The following is a 17,277-nucleotide window of genomic DNA, read 5'->3' as shown; positions in this document are numbered from 1 at the left end:
TCAGCGGTGACGCCGGGCTTCCGGGTGCTTTGCTGGACGCATGCTGTTGACGGCGGTGCTCGTCACGACCCTGCTGCTGGCCTGGCTGCCCGTGGCCGTCGACCGGAGGCTGGCGCGGCGCGGGAACGGGGAACTCGGGGAGGTCCTGGCGCACTGGGCGCGCACGGGCGACGCGCGGCCGCTGCTGTCCGACGACGCCGTCCTGGTGGCCCGCGCGGCGCGGCGCCGGGAGACGCCGGAGACCCGGATCCTGGTCGCCCGCTACCACCTCGCCCGGCAGAGCGCGGGCCCCGGCACGGACCGCGCGGACCTCGACGCCGCGATCACGTGCCTGCTTCCGGTGCTGCGCCACACCGACGAACTCCCGGACGACCTCACCTGGCTGTTCGACATCCTGTTCTTCGTCGGCGCGCACGACCGCGACCCCGCCGCCGCGCGGGACAAGGCGCTGGACGAGATCCACGAGATCGAGGACGTGGAGCTGCTCGACCGGCTCGGTGCCGCCCTCCTGCGGCTGGCGGCGGGCGGGGTCCCCGAACCCCTGCGGGAGGACGCCCTGCGGCTCCTGGCGCTCATCTGGCTGCGGACGCCCGGCCCGGCGGACGTCCCCGTCCGTCCGGTCGAGGCGGAGTCACGGGTGAACACGCTGCTCGACCTGTCGCGCCTCCTGCACGGCGACGGCGAGCGGAGCGCCGACCCCGCGCGGTACCGGGCGGCGCTGCGGGCCACGGCGGAGGCGGACGCGTTGCTCGCGCGCTTCGACGCCGCCGAGACCCCGCGCTCGTTCGTGGCGGTGTGGACGGCTTTCATCGCGGTGAAGCTGCACGTGCTGGAGCGGGACACCGTGCGGCTCGGCCCGGCGGTGGTCCGGCTCGCCGCGGCGCTGCCGGGCCCGCTGGACGAGGACGACGCCGTCGAGGCGAGGCTCAGGGTCGTCCTGGGCTGCGAGGTGATGCACGAGGAGACGAGCGAGCCCGTCTGGACCGCACGTGTGGTGGCGGCCCTGCGCGGGCTGATCGCCGCGCACCCCGAGCGGGCCGCCGCCACGCCGCGCTGGCGGGCCGGGCTCGCCGCCCGGCTGGTCCGGCTGTTCCGCGCGGACGGCGACGCGGCGGACGAGGATCTGGTCAGGGAGGCGGCGGAGCTGCTCGACGGGCTGCCGGACGGCGACGAGGAGGGCGACTGGGACGTGCTCGCGCGCGGTGTCGCGTTCTTCGAGTACGCGCGGTCGCCCACCCCGCGAGGAGAGTCCGCGATCGGCCGTTGGATCCGGCGGGCGCTCGACCTGGCCGCCGCTGGCGACCCCGGGGAGCTGCGCTACGCCGTCGTCCTCCTCCACGAGGCGTACCTCTTCCGCGCCCGGCGGCGGATCGTGGAGCTCGCCGCGCCGCTGCTGCGCCCCGTCCTGGACGGCCTGGACCCGGGCGGGCCCGAGGCGCTGGAGACCGGCAGGATGGTCGCCGGGCTGGCGATCGCGCCCGGCGGCCGCACCGACCCGTCCGTCCTGGCGGACTGCGCGGCCCTGCTCCGGCCGCACGCCGAGGGGGAGCGGCCGGACGCCAACGCCGTCCTCCTTCTGGCGATGTGCCTGCGCGACCTGCACGTGGCGACGGGTGAGCGCGCGCTGATCGGCGAGGCGAGGAGCGCGCTGGAGGGCGAGCGGTACAAGCCGGACGCTCCGGGGCTGGACCCGCAGACCCGCGCCTACCGGCTGCTGGTCGCCGGAGACGTCCTCTTCCACTGCGCCGTCGCCGAGGGCTCGGCGGACGGGCTCGTGGAGGCCGCCGCGGTCCTGCGCCGCGCGTCCGAGGCGGTGGAGTCGGACTGGAAGTACGCGGCGCGCCTTCCGGACCTCAGGGGGCAGGTGCTCTGCGCGCTGTTCGAGGCGACGGGCCGGGACGCCTTCCTGGACGAGGCCGTCACACTCGCGCGGGAGGCCGTCGCGGTGAGCGGGGCGGCGCACCCGGAGTCGGTCCCGGAGGCCCTGGCGAGCCTCGCCTACGTCCTGCACGCGGCCTGTGTGCGCGACTTCAAAGAGGAGTCGCTCACCGAGGCGCTCGCGGTGGCGCGTGCGGCCGTCGCCGCCGCGCCCGACAGCGCGCGCGCCCGCAACAACCTCAGCAGCCTGCTGCGCCTCGCCCATGTCAGGACCGGCGACGCCGCACGGCTCGACGAGGCGGTCGAGCAGCTGCGGCACGCGGTGGCGCGCACCCCTGACGGGCACGTGGACCGCGCGTTCTACCTGATGAACCTCGCGACCGGCCTGCTCACCCGCCACGACCACGAGGAGGACGGCTTCGCGCTCGCCGAGGCGCAGGAGTTGACGGCGGAGGTCATGCGGACCCTGACCGAGGACGCGCAGCACGCCCCGAACATCCTCAGCACCTTCTGCCATCTGCACTACGCGCTGTTCGAGCGGCACCGCGACGCCGCGCTCCTGGCAAGCGCGATCGGCGCGGCGCGCTGGGCCCTCGGCCGCGTCCCCGACGGCGACTTCCGGCGCCCCGCCGTGAACAACGCGCTCGCCGTGCTGCTCACCCGGCAGGCTGAGCTGTACGGCGATCCCGCCCCGCTCGTGGAGGCCGAGCGCCTGTTGGTCGCCGTCACCGGGTCGCCGGGCACCGACCCCGCCCTGACCGGACCCCTCTTCGCCAACCTCTGCGCAACCCGCCTCCGGCTCGCCGAGCGGACCGGCGAGACCGCGCCCCTGCTGGCCGCCGAGGACAGCGCCCGCCGCGCGCTGGCCGACGCGCCGGACGCGGGGGAGCACCGGACCAGCTACCTGGCGTTGCTCGGCGGCGTCCTCGTCCTGGTCCACGGGCGGACCGGGCGTCCGGGCGCGCTGCCGGAGGCCCGCGCCCTGTTCGCGGCGGTCGGCGCGGACCCGGACGCCGACCCCGTGTCCCGGTTCACCGCCGCGTGCGGGTTCGCTGACGTCGCCGCCGCGGGACCCGACCCGGACGCGGCGGTCCGCGCCTACGGGGAGGCGGCCGACCTGCTGTCGTCGCTCGCCCCGCTGGCGATGGGCTGGACCGACCGCAGGATGCGGCTCAGGCACCTGTCGGGGCTCGGCGCGCGCGCCGCGCGGGCGGCGCTGCGCGCGGGCGATCCGCGGCGCGCGGTGGAGCTGCTGGAGCGGACCCGGGGGGTGCTGCTCGCCGACGGGCACGACCTGCGCGAGGACCTCGCGGCGCTGGACGAGCGGCTGCCCGAGGCCGCCGCCGCGTACCGGGCGCTGCGCGTCCGCACGCGCCTCCTGGACAGCGCTGAGCCGCTCGCCGCGGGCCCGGCGGCCGACGGGACGGCCCAGGCGCCCGGCGAGCGGGCGCGGCGCGAACGGGCGGAGCTGAGGGACGCGTGGGCGGAACTGCTGGGCCGGGTCCGGGCGGCGCCGGGCTTCGCGGACTTCCTGCGGCCCCCGTCGTTCGCCCGGCTCATCGCGCTCCTGGACGACGTCCCCGTCGTCATGCTCGTCGCGGGCGACGACGGCGGACACGCCCTCGTCGTCTCGCGGGAGGGGGTCGAGACGCTCCCGCTGCCCGCGCTCACGGGGGAGGCCGTCGAGGCCGAGGCGAACGCGCTGCGGGCGGCGGTCTGGTCGCGGTCGGCGGAGGCGCTGGCGGACCGGCTGCGCTGGACGTGGGACGCCGCCGTCGGGCCCGTCCTGGACGCCCTCGACGCGCGGCCGCCCGCCGGGCCTGGCCCGCGCCGGGTGCGGTGGTGCCCCGTCGGGAACGTGGCGTATCTGCCGCTGCACGCGGCCGGGCATCCGGGCGACGCCCGGCGGAGCGCGCTCGACCGCGCCGTGTCGTCCGCCGTTCCGACGCTCCGGATGCTGGGCGAGGTCCTGGGGCGGGAGCCCGTGGCCGCGCCCGGCGTCCTCGTGGTGGCGCAGCCGGAGACGCCCGGAGCCGCGCCGCTGCGCGGGGTCGCGCGGGAGGCGGAGGCGATCTCTCGGCTCGTGCCGGACGCGCGGTGCCTGCGGGGCGCGGAGGCGACGCGGGCGGCGGTGCTCGCGGAGGTCGCGCGGCACCCCGTCGGCCACTTCGCCTGCCACGGGGTGGGCGACGACCTCAGCGGGCCGTCCCGGCTGCTGCTGCACGACCACCTCGCCGAGCCGCTGACGGTCGAGGCGCTCGCCCGGCTGCGGCTGCACGCGGACCTGGCGTTCCTGTCCGCGTGCAGCAGCACCGATCCCGTCCGGGGCGAGGTGGACGAGTCCCTGCACATCACCGGCGGGTTCCTCACGGCCGGGTACCGGCAGGTGGTGGGGACGCTGTGGCCCGTCGCGGACGTGCCCGCCGCCCTCCTGGCGATCGCCTTCTACCGCGACCTCACCCACGGAGGCACACGGCCGCCGGAGACGGCGCGGGCGGCTTACGCGCTTCGGGAGGCGGTGTTGAAGGCGCGGGAGGAGGATCCGGGGAATCCGTTCACGTGGGCGGCGTATCTGCACGTCGGAGCCTGAGGCCGTGTTCCGAGGCGAGCCACCGGACGGTCGCCCAGCCGACGGGCAGGAGGAGCACCATCACGGCCCAGATGACGGGTGCGGGGGCTGCCCGGTCGGCGGCGGCCTGGTAGAGGAGGTCGAGGGCGACCCATCCGGCCGAGGCGGTGGCGAGGCCGCCGAAGAAGCGGACGAGGAGTTCGTATCCGGCGCCCGCCGAGGAGACGGCGAGGACGAGCGTCGCCAGGCTGAGGGAGAGCGCGCCGAGGAGGGCGATGACGGCGGGCATGGTCGAGGCGGGCAGGAAGTCCACCCGGTACTCGAACGCCTGCACGGCGGCGAGCACCATCAGCGCCGCGCCTACGAGCGCTGTCTGGAGCAGCGTGACGCGCTCGCCGCGCCGCCGCCGGGCCTCCTCCGCCGTGTCCAGGCGCTGCCTGTCCCGCTGGAGGGCGGCGTCGAACCGGGCGGTGAGGAGGTCGAGGGTGTCCCTGACCCGTTCGCGGTCCAGGTCGAGGTAGGCGGTCTCGTCGGCGATGACGTCGCCGAACCAGCGGGCGAGTGCGAGGTCGTCGGCGAAGGGGCCGGTCCTGCCTCCCGCGGCGGACTCCAGGTTGGCGGCGGCGATCGCGACGGTCCTGCCCATCTCCCGGAGCCCGAGGAGCCGCCGGTTCAGCCCGTCCAGGCCGGTGAGGCGGGCCAGCAGCGCCTCCCGCGCGTCCACGAGCGCGTCCAGGCCCGCGCCGGACGCGTCGGCCAGCGCCCGGTCGGCGGCGGCCCCGGCGTCGGGGGCGGGCCCGGCCGCCGCGTGCACCCGGATCTGGTGCCTGACCTTGGCGGCGTGCGCGAGGTGGCGGGCGAGGGGCGGCGGCACGTCCCGGCTGTCGCTCCACAGCCACGCGTCGGCCTGCGCGCCCTGTCCCGGCGGCCCGGCGACGACGGCGATCCGGCGTAGGGAGCGGTCGTCGGGTCCGGGGGCCTCGCACACCAGGAGGTCGGGGGTTTCCCACGCGCTGACGGCCACCTCCTCGGCGGGGCCGGGGAGCTGCTGGCGGACGGCGGCTGTCAGCCCGGGATCGTCGGTGTCTCCCGCATGCGCGACGAACACCCGGCTCTCGCCCACCGCCCACGCCGGAGCGGCTTCCCGTCCTCCGACGGGTTCGTCCGGGCCGTCAAAGGGTTCCTGGGGGTGGGTGAGGGCGTGCCAGGCGCGGTCGGCGGCGTCCCAGCCCTGCGCGGCGGGGAGGGCGACCGACCAGTACAGGAGGTCGTGGCGGCGGCGCAGGACGCTCTGCACGGAGCCGTCCGCGCTCTCGGCGGCGACGACGAGGCCGGAGGCGCCCGCGTCGAGGGCGGTGAGGGAACCGGCGACCTCGGTCAGGCCGTGGGCGTCGCGCAGCGCCGTCCACGCGGCGCGCAGCGGGGGGTGGGACGCGGCGCGCGCGACGGCGCACAGGTGGACGACGAGCGAAGGGTCACCCAGCATCGTCTCCCGGCTCCTCCTCCGGCGCGCCCGCGAGGATCTCCCGCAGCCGGTTCAGCCGTTCGCGCACCGGCGCGGGCGGCTCGGCCCGCTGCTCGGACACCCGGGCGTGCGCGCGGGGCGGCGAGACGGCCTCCAGCGCGCGGGTGAGCCTGCCGAACTCCGCGCCGTCGTCGGACAGCGCGGCGTCCTCCAGCGCCGCGAGGAGCCCGTTCACGCGCTCCCAGGACGCTTCCGGCAGCGGCCAGTCGGCGATGTCGGGCAGGAAGAACAGGACACGCTCGCGCTGCTCCGCCGTCACCCCGTGGCCCACGCCGCGATTCTATGCGGCGGGCCCGTGTCACATCGGGTGAAAAGGGATTGTCGGTGTGGTCTTGCCGGGAAATGGCACCGGGTGTCATCATGGCGGCAGCAGGCTTTGACCTGGGCGGGCCGCCGGGGGCGGGGCCTGATCGAGAGGAGAGGTTCCATGGGACGTCTGGAAGGCAGAGTCGCCTTCATCACCGGTGCGGCGCGCGGGCAGGGCAGGGCGGAGGCCGTCAGGCTCGCCGCCGAGGGCGCGGACATCATCGCGGTCGACCTCGTGGCCGCCGCGAGCACGTTCGTCGGCTACGCCGCCGCGACCCAGGACGACCTGGACGAGACGGCCAAGCTCGTCGAGGAGCGGGGCCGCCGGATCATCGCCCGCAAGGCCGACGTGCGGGACCTCGCCGCGCTCCAGGCCGTCGTGGCGGAGGGCGTCGCGGCGTTCGGCGGGCTCGACGTCGTCGTCGCCAACGCCGGGATCGTGAACTACGGCAGGACGTGGGAGCTCGACGAGGAGCAGTGGCAGGACGTCATCGACACCAACCTCACGGGCGTGTGGAAGACGGTGAAGGCGACCGTCCCGGTGCTCATCGAGCAGGGCCGTGGAGGGTCGGTCATCATCACCAGCTCCGTCGCGGGCCTGAAGGGGCTGCCCTTCCTCGCCCACTACGCCAGCTCCAAGCACGGCGTCGTCGGCCTCGCCAAGGTGCTGGCCAACGAACTCGGCGAGCACGACATCCGCGTCAACACCGTGCACCCCCACGGCGTGCGGACCGGCATGACCGACATGTCGATGGGCGACCTCCTCGCCTCGTCGCCCCTGCTCGGCCCGATCTACATGCCGACCCTGCCCTACCAGATGGTCGAGCCCGAGGACATCGCGAACATCGTCGCGTTCCTCGCCTCCGACGAAGGCAAGTACATCACCGGCGCCCAGCTCCCCGTCGACCTCGGCGCGCTCAATCGCTGACCACCGCCCTGAGCGCCTTCCCTACTCCCGGGGGAGGCGCTCCCCCGTGTGTTCCGCCAGCGCCACGTCCAGCCCCTCGGCCGCGTGCCGCAGCGCGCGGTCCAGCAGCGTCAGCAGCGGCTCGGTGGCGTCCTCGGCGAGCCACGCCTCGTAAGCCGACACCGACGCGGCCAGCAGCACGTTGCCCGCGAGCAGCGGCAACAGCGACGTCGCGGACGCTCCGGTGCGTTCCGCCACATAGTCGGTGATGACGGCGCGCCACGCCGTGTACCGGAGCGTCGCGTCGCCCTGCAGCGTCGGCACCCGCAGGATCAGCAGCATCCGCTGCCGGTGCCACGGCTCCTCGCGGTCGGGGAAGCGGTTGAACTCCAGCACCGCGTGCCGCAGCACCGCGATGAGCGGCTCGTCCCCGTCGGCCGCCGCCAGCAGCGCGCGGAACGCCGTGAGACGGCTCTCAAAATCGCCCCAGACAAGGTCGTTCTTGGACGGGAAGTAACGGAAGAACGTCCGGCGGCCTATCCCGGCCGCCGTCGCGATGTCGTCGACGGTGGTGCCGTCGAAGCCCCGTGCCGCGAACAGCGCGAAAGCCGTGCGCTCCACCGCGTCCCGCGAGGTCACCCGCCGCCTCGTCATCGTCAAGCACCGCCCGCTCGGCTCCACCCCTGCGCGGACCAGGCTCCCACGGCCGTCCGGCCACCGCGAACGCGCGCCCGAAAACGTGCCGTTTCCGGGCCGGAACACCGACAGAAGAGGTGATGGTGCGTGGCGGCGGAAATACTGCCCTTGATCACCTCTGGTGGGAATGTTTACGATCTTTGACGCGCCAGTAGCGATCGCCCCTCGAATCCCCCGGAGTACGTCACCATGGTGAAGGCCGAAGCCCCCGCATGCCCCTATGACGGGAGCCCGAGGTACCCCTTCGACAAAGGCGAGTCAACCGCGGAGCTGAACCCGATCTATTTTGAGCTCGGACCCGGTGTCTGGCCGATCTGGATGGACCTCGCGGACCGTCCCGCCTTCCTCGTCAACGGCCACGCGCTCCTCAAGCACGTGTTCGAGACCCCCGACCTGTTCCACCAGCCCGTTCAGCCCATCCCCGGCGTCGTGCCCCTCCAGGGCAGCCTCCTGGCCATGCAGGGCGAGGACCACCTGCGGGTGCGCCGCCCCGCGACCCGGCAGTTCACCCGCGGCGCCGTCAACACGCGGCGCGAGCGGCTCGCCGGGCAGGTCGCCGCCAAGCTCGACGGGCTCGCCGGGCAGGAGCGGGTGGACCTCGTCGCCGACTTCGCGATCCCGCTCACCCTGGAGGTCCTCGGCGAGACGCTGGGCGTCCCGGAGGAGGCCCTCCCGCTCTTCATCGGCTGGGGCGACCGGTTCCTCAACTTCGCCGACCCCGCCGACGCCCGCGCCGCCGTCATGGAGATGTGCGGATACATTGGCGGACAGCTCGTCGAACGCGAGCAGAACGGGACGCGCGGGGACATGCTGTCCGCCTACATCGAGGGCCGCGGCAAGGAGGTGACCAGGCAGGAGGCCGTCATGGTGGGCGCGAACGTCATCGCGGGCGGATGGGAGACCACCACCACGATGATCACCGCGATGGTCTACTACCTGCTCACCCACCCCGAGCAGTGGCGGCGCCTCATCGACGAGCCCGCGCTGATCCCCGGCGCCGTCCAGGAGCTGCTGCGGACCCGTCCGGCCAGCGGCGACGACGGCCCGCCGCGCATCGCCGCCCGCGACACCGAGCTCGGTGGGGTCCAGATCCCGGCCGGGAGCATCCTCATCCTCGGCAAGTACGGGGCGAGCGCCGACCCCGACGTGTTCCCCGCGCCGCGCGATGTCGACTTCGAGCGGGCCAACGCCGACGACCACTTCGCGTTCGGCGCCGGACCGCACATCTGCCTCGGCAAGTGGCTGGCCGTCGCCGTCCTGGAGGAGGTGCTGGCGGCGCTGACGACCCGGCACCCGGACCTGAGGCTGACCGGCGACCCGCTCCAGTGGCGCAAGCGCTCGGGCGCGCGCAGGCCCGAGCGGCTGTGGGTGCACCTGTCCTGACGCCCTCCGGGCCGCATCGGGCACGTGTTGTGTTCGATGCGGCTCGGGCGTCCGTTTTCACACGGTACTAACCGCAGTTTCCGTAATGCGAAAAATGTCAGTGCGGGGTTTTGGGCCGCGACCTCGGTATTCTGCCGATCTCGGCGCGGTAACTGCAGGACGGGAAAGTGCGTTTACGGTGGCCTGGCACCGTCTCCGGTGATTTCTCACTATCATCGGCGACTGGCCGACGCTTCACCCCTCGCAGCGGAGAGCACGCCATGACCACCCCGCAAGGCAGCAGTCCCGCCGAACCCTCGGGATCGGCGGCCACGGCGCGCGTCGCGAACTTCCTGTTCGGCGGCAAGGACAACTTCGAGCCCGACCGGGTCCTCGCCGAGCGGCTCGCCGAGCTCTTCCCCGACCTGCCGAAGCTGTCGCCCGCGGCGGCCGCCTTCCCCGGCCGCGCGCTGCCCGGCCTGGCCGCGCGGGGCGTCCGGCAGGCCATCCGGCTCGACGTGGGCATCCCGCTGGAGCCCGGACTGCACCACTGCGCCCCCGACGTGCGCGTCGCCTATGTGACGGACGAGAAGATCCTCGTCGCGTACGCCGTCGCCCTCCTCGACGACGGCGACCGCAGCGCCGTCGTGCGGACGTCGCCGTTCGACCCGGCCGCGATCCTCGCCGACCAGCGGCTCGGCCGCCTGCTCGACCCGGCGGAGCCGATCGCGATCGTGCTGGCCGGGCACTTCGTGGACCGCCTGCCCGAGCAGCTCCGCCGCTGGGCCGCCCTCCTGCCCTCGGGCTCGGCCCTCATCATGACGCACGCCTGCGCCGACGGCATGCCCGCCGACAAGCGCGCCGCCGCCGAGGCGATCCTCCAGCACGCCGACCCGCCCTTCCAACCGGCCTCCGCCGCCATCCACCTCCGCACCACCGCCGAGGTCGCCTCCCTCATCACCACCGCCGGCTGGACCCTCGACCTCATGTCCGGCACCCTCCCCCTCTCCCAGACCACCCCCACCTCCTGGCCCACCCTCCCCTCCCTCCTCACCCCCACCAAAACCCACACGGTCCCCCTCATCGCGGGCATCCTCGCCCACCTCCCCTGAACTGCCGAACGCCCGGCTCGCCGTTGTGGCGGGCCGGGCGTTGGGGGTGGGTTAGAGGAGCCAGGCGGTGGTGTCGGGGGGGAGGAGGTTGTGGGGGAGGGGGGAGCTGGAGAGGAGGAGGGTGCCGGTGGGGAGGGGGACGGGGGTGGGGCTGAGGTTGGTGACGCAGGTGAGGCCGGTGTCTCGGGTGAAGGAGAGGACGTCGGGGTGGGTGTCGTGCCAGGTGAGGGTGCCGTCGCCCAGGTGGGTGCGGCGGAGGTGGAGGGCGGTGCGGTAGAGGGAGAGCATCGAGTCGGGGTCGGTGGACTGGGCCTCGACGGTGAGGGTCTTCCATTCGGGGGGCTGCGGCAGCCAGGGGGTGCCGGTCCCGAACCCGAACGGGGGCGACGTGCCGGACCAGGGGAGCGGGACACGGCAGCCGTCGCGGCCCCTGTCGGTGTGGCCCGAACGGGTCCAGATCGGGTCCTGGAGCACCTCGTCGGGCAGGTCCTCCACCTCGGGCAGCCCGAGTTCCTCGCCCTGGTAGATGTACACCGAGCCAGGAAGCGCGAGAGCCAGCAGGGCGGCCGCGCGCGCACGGCGGAGCCCGAGGGACGGGTCGGTGGCCATGCCGTGCTTGCGGTCGGCGTGGTCGAACGACGTGTCGGGCCGCCCGTACCGGGTGACGGGCCTCGTCACGTCGTGGTTCGACAGCACCCACGTCGCGGGCGCGTCACCCAGGGCGGTGAACGTGTCGTCGATGACGGCGCGCAGGGCGGGAGCGTTCCAGGGCGCGCCGAGGAACGGGAAGTTGAAGACCGTGTGCAGCTCGTCGGGCCGTAGGTAGCGGGCGAGCCTTTCGGCGTCCGGGAGCCACACCTCGCCGACGAGCATCCGGTCCGGGTAGGTGTCGGTGAGCCTCCGCCACTCCCGGTAGATGTCGTGGCAGCCGTCCCGGTCGGTGTACGGGTCGAGGCCGTCGGGTTCGGCGTCGGGGTCCTTCACCAGGACGGCGGCGGAGTCGATCCGGATGCCGTCGACGCCCCTGTCGAACCAGAACCGCAGCACGTCGAGGAAGTCGACGCGCACGTCGGGGTGCGTCCAGTTGAAGTCGGGCTGTTCGGGCGCGAACAGGTGGAGGTACCACTCGCCGTCCGGGACCTGGGTCCACGCGGGGCCGCCGAAGATGGACCGCCAGTCGTTGGGCGGCCCTCCGGCCACGCCGGGACGGAACCAGAAGCGCGCGCGCTCGGGTGAGCCGGGCCCGGCCGCGAGAGCGGCCTTGAACCAGGCGCTCGCCACGGACGTGTGGTTGGGCACCACGTCCACGATGATCCGGATGCCGCGTTCGTGCGCTTCGGCGATGAGCGCCTCGGCCTCGGCAAGGGTGCCGAAAACCGGTTCGATGTCCCGGTAGTCCGCGACGTCGTAGCCGCCGTCGGCCATCGGGGACGGGTACCAGGGGTTGAGCCAGATGGCGTCGATCCCCAGGTCGGCGAGGTGGTCGAGGCGGGTGCGCAACCCGGCCAGGTCGCCCACGCCGTCGCCGTTGCCGTCGGCGAAACTGCGCGGGTAGACCTGGTAGATCGCGGCTCCCCGCCACCACGTTTCGGGCATGCTGACGCCTTCCAATCTGCTGACGCTTCTGCTGGACGCTGAGATGAGTGGGTGGTCAGCCCTTGAGGCCGCCGGCGGTGAGTCCCGCCATGATGTGCCGCTGGAACGCCAGGAACACCACGATCGTGGGGATGCTGGCGATGACGAGCGCCGCCGTCATCGTCGTCTGCGGCATGTTGAACCGCAGTGAGGCGATGCCGACGCTGATGGTCATCCGTTCGGGGTCGGGCAGGACGAGGAGGGGCCAGACGAAGTCCCGCCAGACGTTGGTGACGGTGAGGATCGAGACGACACCGAGGATCGGCCGGGAGACCGGCAGGATGATCGAGCGCAGGATCCGCCACGCCGACGCGCCGTCGATCTGCGCGGCTTCGAGCAGTTCGCGCGGGATCGCGTCGAAGAACCGCTTCAGCAGGAAGATGGTGAACCCGTTGGCGACGGCGGGCAGCCAGATCGCCCACGGTGTGTTCAACAGGTCGAGCTGGACGATCGGCATGTCCTTGACCGTCAGGTACGCCGGAAGCAGGATCACCGTGGGCGGGATCATCAGGGTGGCGAGCATGGCGAGCAGCACCACGTTGCCGAAGGCCGGGCGGAGCTTGGACAGCGCGTAGGCGGCGGCGACGTCGAACGCCAGCGTGAACGCCAGAGCCCCGAACGCGTACTGGAACGTGTTGAGCAGGAACTTTCCGAGGCCCATCAGCTCCCACGCCTCGTGGTAGCTGTCGAGCGTCCAACTGGACGGGAAGTAGGTGGGCGGCAGCCTGAGGAACTCCTCCTGCGTCTTCATCGCCCCCGTGACCATCCAGTACAGCGGGAAGAGGAAGACGAACGTGAACACCACGAGCACGAGCGCGAGGACGGCCCAGTAGATCCGCCGCCCCCACAGCGTGTTCAGGTGGTGGGGGGAGACGACGGTGCGGTGCTCGGAGGTGAAGATGCGGCGCGGCCTACGACGGGCCTTGGCGGGCGCGGTCTTCGGCGCCGCCGGGGGACGGGTGGCGGTGAGGCTCATGACCGCTCCTGGGTGTCGTCGCGCGAGAAGCGCAGGTAGGCCGCGGAGAACACCATCAGGACGAGCATGAGCATGACGCCCAGGGCGCTGCCCGCGCCGAAGTCCTTGTAGGTGAAGGCGTACTGGTACATCAGGTAGACGACGGTCATGGTGGAGTCCTCCGGACCGCCTCCGGTGAGCAGGTAAGGCTCGATGAACACCTGCATCGTCGCGATGATCTGCAGGAGCAGCATGACGAGCAGGATCAGCCGGGTCTGCGGGATCGTCACGTGCCAGACGCGGCGGAAGAATCCCGCGCCGTCCAGTTCGGCCGCCTCGTACAGCTCGCCGGGGACGCTCTGGAGCGCGGCGAGGTAGATGAGCGTGCCCGTCCCGAGGTTCATCCACGTCGAGACGAGGACGAGCGAGATCAGCGCCGTCGAGGACGCGTCCAGCCAGCTCAGGCCGGGCAGCCCGACGAGCCCGAGGACCTGGTTGAACAGGCCGGGGCCCGGGTCGTAGAACCACTTGAACAGCAGCACCGCGACGGCCGGGGGCAGCATGACCGGCAGGTACACCACGAACCTGAGGTAGCCGCGCGCGTGCCGCAGCTCGTTGAGCACCAGCGCGGTGCAGAACGGGACGACGTAGCCGCACAGCAGCGCGAGGACCGTGAACACCACGGTGTTCACCCAGGCCGTCTGGAACACCGGGTCCGCGAAGATCGTCCGGTAGTTGTCGAGGCCGACCCATGTGGGCGGGTCCACGAAGTTGTTGCTTTGGAGGCTGAGGATGAAGCCCCGGATCATCGGATACCAGGAGAAGAACGCGAAGCAGAGGAGCGCTCCGCTCAGGAACCCGTAGGCGGTGAGGTTGCGCCGGACCGCCGGGCCCCACCGGGCGCCGCGAGGGGTGCGCTGCGCTACGGCCATGGTCATTCCTTGCGTGGGGCCGGAGGCGTCCCGGTCGGGGACGCCTCCGGCAGGCGGACGGGGTGCCTACTTGGTGCGGGAGAGGACGGCGTTGACCTTCTTCTCCGCCTCCGCCAGCAGGTCGTCGATGTTGGCGTCCTTACGGGTGAGGATCGCCGACATCACGGTGTCGAGGAGGGCGTAGACGGCCTGCGCGTTCGGCGGCTCGACCTTCGGCGGGATGGACGCCGAACCCTGGTCGTAGTGGGCGAAGTTGCCGGTCGGGACCGTCGAGTACCGGGCCCGCAGTTCCTTCTCGCGCTTGCCGGAGTCGTTGTCGCCCCACAGGATGTTCTCGGGGATGCCGACAGGGCGGCCGCTCTCCTTGTTGCGCGCGTAGTTGAACTGGCCTTCGCCGATCGTCAGCTCATGGAAGGACAGCCACAGGATCGCCGCCTTGATCTGGTCCGGGGTGGACCTGGGGTTGATCATGTAGCCGTCGCCGCCGAGCAGCGAGGACTTCGCCTCGGGCAGCGCCGCGGTGCCGAGGTCCTCGGCCTTGGCGCCGAAGTTGTTGAACGCCTCGGTGACGACGTCGGGCGCGCCGATCATCATGCCGAGCTTGCCGGAGCCGAGCAGCCGCATGAGGTCCTCCCAGCGGTGGCCCTGCTTGGTGCCCATCGAGTTGTCGGTCCAGCGCATGTCCTTGAGCAGCTGGAGGAAGTTCCTGGCCTCGGGGGTGTTGAAGGCGGCGGTCTTGCCGTCCGGGCCGACGACGGAGCCGCCCGCCCCGTACAGGAGCGAGGTGAAGTGCCAGCCGCCGGTGTTGCCCGCGCTGTACTCGCCGTACCCGACGGTGCCGTCGCCGAGCGCGGAGATCTTCTTGGCGTGGTCGCGGACCTCGGCCCAGGTCGTCGGGGGCTTGTCGGGGTCGAGCCCGGCCCGCGCGAACAGCTTGCGGTTGTAGACGAGGCCCATCGTGTACGCCTTGCGCGGCAGCCCGTACAGGCGGCCGCCCTCGTCCTTGAGCGTCTGGAGGAACAGCGGGTTGACGTCCGCCACGTTCTTGACGCCGCTGACGTAGTCGGTGATGTCGGCGGCCTGCTTGTTCCTGATGATGCCCTGCGCGTCGGTGTAGTAGACGTAGTACACGTTCTCCATCTCGCCGCTGGCGAGCTTGGCCTGGAACGTCTCGGGGACGATGCAGGGGAACGCGTCCTTGCTCTCGATCGTGATGTTCGGGTACTTGGCCTGGAACGCCGCCACGTCCGCGTCCCAGTCGGCCCGGAACTCCTTGGCGGTCTTCGGCGGCTGGCAGCCCACCGAGATGGTGACCTTGGTGTTGGGGTCGAGCGGCTCGGCCGCCGCGCCCGCGGTGCCGTTGGCCGACGGCTTGTCGTCCTTGCTGGACTTCGCGCCGCACGCGGTGCCGGACAGGGCGAGGGCCGCGACGGTGAGCAGCGCCGCCACCTGACGTGGTCTCATCTGGTTCCTCCTGGGGGGTGATTGCGAGGAACATACAGAGACGGGCATCACATGGCAATATCTGTGCAGAACTCTGCAAATTTGCGACAGTACAGCGCGCGGAGGCGGATTCTCGCAGGTGGGAAGCACTGAAGGCCGCCGACCACAGCGGGTCGACGGCCTTCAGTGGACGCGGAAACCAGACGTCACAATCACGTAACGGGCGAACGCGCGGGCGCCGTGGAGCCGCGCACAACGAGCTCGGGCTCGTACAGCAGCTCCTCGGCCGGGACGGAGCCGCGCTCCATCTGGCTGACCAGCATCGTCACCGCCGCCCTGCCCATCGCCTCGATCGGCTGGCGGACCGTCGTCAGCGGCGGATGCGTGCAGTTGATGAAAGCCGAGTCGTCGAAGCCGACCACCGAAAGGTCCTCCGGCGCCGACAGGCCCGCCCGCCGCACCGCCCGGATCGCGCCGAGCGCCAGCACGTCGGACGCGCAGATGACGCCGGTGAACCCCGCCGCGATGATCCGCGCCGTCACCGAGTGGCCGCCCTCGATCGAGAACATCGCGTGCCTGACCGCGTCCGGCGCCACCTCGACGCCCGCCGCCCCGGCCACCGCCCGGAACGCGGCGAGCTTGCGCTGGGACGGGATGTGGTCCTCCGGCCCGAGCAGCAGCGCGATCCGCTCGTGCCCCAGCGACGTCAGGTGCGTGAACGCCTGCTCGACGGCCACCGCGTCGTCCGTGGACACCCGGGGGAACGCCAGCTCGGGGACGGCCCCGTTGACGAGCACGACGGGCAGGCCGAGTTCCATGAGCCGGAAGTAGTGCTCGTGCGGGGAGTCGAGTTCGGCGTAGTGCCCGCCCGCGAACACCATGCCGGACACGTGCTGGTCCACGAGCATGTCCACGTAGTCGGACTCCGACAGGCCGCCCGCCGTCCGCGTGCACAGGACGGGGGTGAACCCGCGCTGGGCGAGGGCCCCGCCGATCACCTCGGCGAGCGCGGGGAAGATCGGGTTCCCCAGCTCCGGCAGCACGAGGCCGACGAGCCTGGCCCGCTCGCCGCGCAGCTGGGTGGGCCGCTCGTAGCCGAGCACGTCGAGCGCGGTGAGCACCGCCGCGCGCGTCGCCTCCGACACGCCGGGCCGCCCGTTGAGCACCCGGCTCACCGTCGCCTCGCTGACCCCGACCTTCTTGGCGACCTCCGCGAGGCGCCGAGTCTTCGCAGACTCTCCTGATGGCTGACCCATCCCGCAAACATAGCCCGAGATCACGCAAAATACCGACAATCCCTGCGGTCCGCCCACGAAATCCTTGCATCAATCCACGCAAGAAACCGACACAACCCCGCAAGGCGGCTCAGCGGGAGTGGGCCGGGCGGGAGAGCCAGCGGGAGGCGGGCATGGTGTAGGTGAGTTCGCGGGGGTGGAGAGCGCGTAGGGGATCGGTCGGGGGTTCGGGGGTGTCCGGGGAAGGGGCGGGGGTGAAGCCCAGACGTTCGGCGAGGGCACGGCTGGGGAGGTTGTCGGACGAGGTGGACAGATCGACGCGGTGCAGGGAGCGGCGGGTGAAGGCGTGGTCCAGGAGGGCGGCGACGGCTCGGGTGGCCAGGCCGCGTCCCTCGTAGGCGGCGTCGAGCCAGTAGCCGATCTCGCCGGTCCCGCGCCGTCCCAGCCGCAGCGACAAACCGCCGACCAGCCGCCGCTCGGCGCCCTCCAGGACGGCGACGGCCAGCGGCACCCGCGTCCCGGCCGCGAGCGCCCGCGCGTCCCTGACCAGCCGTTCGCGGACCTGCGCGCGCGTCAGCGGCTCCGGGCACGCGCCGGGGTCCCACCGCCGCAGCCGCTCCCGGTTGCGCACCAGCAGCCCGTGGAACTCCTCCGCCATCTCGGGGCCGCGCGGCAGCAGCGCCGCGTCCTCCCCGATCTCCCAGACCTCGCCCCGCACGGGC

General features: G+C 72.8%; 13 protein-coding genes. 4 read left to right on the top strand and 9 right to left on the bottom strand.

What is annotated here, in order from left to right:
• Nucleotides 1–40: 40 nt before the first annotated feature.
• Nucleotides 41–4,468: a CHAT domain-containing protein gene (locus LO762_RS10870; RefSeq protein WP_230614446.1), complete on the top strand. Its 4,428-nt coding sequence runs from the start codon at nucleotides 41–43 to the stop codon at nucleotides 4,466–4,468.
• On the opposite strand, the gene LO762_RS10865 is transcribed toward LO762_RS10870, so the two are convergent.
• Both LO762_RS10865 and LO762_RS10860 read right to left on the bottom strand, forming a co-directional pair.
• Nucleotides 4,434–5,933 carry a CATRA conflict system CASPASE/TPR repeat-associated protein gene (locus LO762_RS10865; protein WP_230614445.1) on the bottom strand — a complete coding sequence of 500 codons (1,500 nt, stop codon included), beginning with the start codon at nucleotides 5,931–5,933 and terminating at the stop codon, nucleotides 4,434–4,436. The genes LO762_RS10870 and LO762_RS10865 overlap by 35 nt on opposite strands.
• A complete protein-coding gene (locus tag LO762_RS10860; protein WP_230614444.1) occupies nucleotides 5,923–6,243 on the bottom strand; it encodes a CATRA system-associated protein in 321 nt (106 codons plus the stop codon). The genes LO762_RS10865 and LO762_RS10860 overlap by 11 nt, the downstream gene beginning before the upstream one ends.
• Before the next feature lie 156 nt (nucleotides 6,244–6,399).
• Here LO762_RS10860 and LO762_RS10855 point away from each other — a divergent pair, with 156 nt between their 5' ends.
• The gene (locus tag LO762_RS10855; protein WP_230614443.1) at nucleotides 6,400–7,206 is read left to right on the top strand and encodes a mycofactocin-coupled SDR family oxidoreductase; all 807 of its coding nucleotides are present in this window, start codon (nucleotides 6,400–6,402) and stop codon (nucleotides 7,204–7,206) included.
• Nucleotides 7,207–7,227: 21 nt separating this feature from the next.
• On the opposite strand, the gene mftR is transcribed toward LO762_RS10855, so the two are convergent.
• On the bottom strand, nucleotides 7,228–7,839 hold the full coding sequence (mftR, locus tag LO762_RS10850; RefSeq protein WP_230614442.1) for a mycofactocin system transcriptional regulator: 612 nt from the start codon (nucleotides 7,837–7,839) through the stop codon (nucleotides 7,228–7,230).
• A 231-nt stretch (nucleotides 7,840–8,070) separates the two neighbouring features.
• On the opposite strand from mftR, the gene LO762_RS10845 reads away from it, so the two are divergent.
• Together LO762_RS10845 and LO762_RS10840 are read left to right on the top strand one after the other, a co-directional pair.
• Entirely contained in the window at nucleotides 8,071–9,264 is a 1,194-nt protein-coding gene (locus LO762_RS10845; RefSeq protein WP_230614441.1) for a cytochrome P450, read from the top strand.
• Nucleotides 9,265–9,524: 260 nt separating this feature from the next.
• Nucleotides 9,525–10,355 (top strand): SAM-dependent methyltransferase, encoded by an 831-nt coding sequence (locus LO762_RS10840; protein WP_230614440.1) that lies wholly within the window; start codon nucleotides 9,525–9,527, stop codon nucleotides 10,353–10,355.
• 51 nt (nucleotides 10,356–10,406) lie between these two features.
• Here the strand turns inward: LO762_RS10840 and LO762_RS10835 are convergent, their stop codons facing one another.
• From LO762_RS10835 to LO762_RS10810, 6 genes are all read right to left on the bottom strand, one after another.
• Nucleotides 10,407–11,951 carry a glycoside hydrolase family 13 protein gene (locus LO762_RS10835; RefSeq protein WP_230614439.1) on the bottom strand — a complete coding sequence of 515 codons (1,545 nt, stop codon included), beginning with the start codon at nucleotides 11,949–11,951 and terminating at the stop codon, nucleotides 10,407–10,409.
• A 55-nt stretch (nucleotides 11,952–12,006) separates the two neighbouring features.
• The gene (locus LO762_RS10830) at nucleotides 12,007–12,966 is read right to left on the bottom strand and encodes a carbohydrate ABC transporter permease (RefSeq protein ID WP_230614438.1); all 960 of its coding nucleotides are present in this window, start codon (nucleotides 12,964–12,966) and stop codon (nucleotides 12,007–12,009) included.
• Complete coding sequence (locus tag LO762_RS10825; RefSeq protein WP_230614437.1) at nucleotides 12,963–13,877, bottom strand: carbohydrate ABC transporter permease; 915 nt, start codon at nucleotides 13,875–13,877, stop codon at nucleotides 12,963–12,965. The genes LO762_RS10830 and LO762_RS10825 overlap by 4 nt, the downstream gene beginning before the upstream one ends.
• A 66-nt stretch (nucleotides 13,878–13,943) precedes the next feature.
• On the bottom strand, nucleotides 13,944–15,341 hold the full coding sequence (locus LO762_RS10820) for an ABC transporter substrate-binding protein (protein WP_230614436.1): 1,398 nt from the start codon (nucleotides 15,339–15,341) through the stop codon (nucleotides 13,944–13,946).
• Between the two features lie 191 nt (nucleotides 15,342–15,532).
• Entirely contained in the window at nucleotides 15,533–16,576 is a 1,044-nt protein-coding gene (locus LO762_RS10815) for a LacI family DNA-binding transcriptional regulator (RefSeq protein ID WP_230614435.1), read from the bottom strand.
• A gap of 109 nt (nucleotides 16,577–16,685) precedes the next feature.
• On the bottom strand, nucleotides 16,686–17,273 hold the full coding sequence (locus LO762_RS10810; protein ID WP_230614434.1) for a GNAT family N-acetyltransferase: 588 nt from the start codon (nucleotides 17,271–17,273) through the stop codon (nucleotides 16,686–16,688).
• Nucleotides 17,274–17,277 lie beyond the last annotated feature (4 nt).

Source organism: Actinocorallia sp. API 0066, from assembly GCF_020991275.1.
In the GTDB taxonomy this organism is placed as follows: domain Bacteria; phylum Actinomycetota; class Actinomycetes; order Streptosporangiales; family Streptosporangiaceae; genus Actinocorallia.
Note: the sequence above shows the minus strand (reverse complement) of the source record. Positions and strands in the feature narration are given on the sequence as shown.

Coding starts and splice junctions, on each gene's coding strand:
- LO762_RS10815 (WP_230614435.1), bottom strand. CDS start 16,576: ATGGGTCAGCCATCAGGAGAGTCTGCGAAGACTCGGCGCCTCGCGGAG.
- mftR (WP_230614442.1), bottom strand. CDS start 7,839: ATGACGAGGCGGCGGGTGACCTCGCGGGACGCGGTGGAGCGCACGGCT.
- LO762_RS10845 (WP_230614441.1), top strand. CDS start 8,071: ATGGTGAAGGCCGAAGCCCCCGCATGCCCCTATGACGGGAGCCCGAGG.
- LO762_RS10855 (WP_230614443.1), top strand. CDS start 6,400: ATGGGACGTCTGGAAGGCAGAGTCGCCTTCATCACCGGTGCGGCGCGC.
- LO762_RS10870 (WP_230614446.1), top strand. CDS start 41: ATGCTGTTGACGGCGGTGCTCGTCACGACCCTGCTGCTGGCCTGGCTG.
- LO762_RS10840 (WP_230614440.1), top strand. CDS start 9,525: ATGACCACCCCGCAAGGCAGCAGTCCCGCCGAACCCTCGGGATCGGCG.
- LO762_RS10830 (WP_230614438.1), bottom strand. CDS start 12,966: ATGAGCCTCACCGCCACCCGTCCCCCGGCGGCGCCGAAGACCGCGCCC.
- LO762_RS10820 (WP_230614436.1), bottom strand. CDS start 15,341: ATGAGACCACGTCAGGTGGCGGCGCTGCTCACCGTCGCGGCCCTCGCC.
- LO762_RS10825 (WP_230614437.1), bottom strand. CDS start 13,877: ATGGCCGTAGCGCAGCGCACCCCTCGCGGCGCCCGGTGGGGCCCGGCG.
- LO762_RS10835 (WP_230614439.1), bottom strand. CDS start 11,951: ATGCCCGAAACGTGGTGGCGGGGAGCCGCGATCTACCAGGTCTACCCG.
- LO762_RS10865 (WP_230614445.1), bottom strand. CDS start 5,933: ATGCTGGGTGACCCTTCGCTCGTCGTCCACCTGTGCGCCGTCGCGCGC.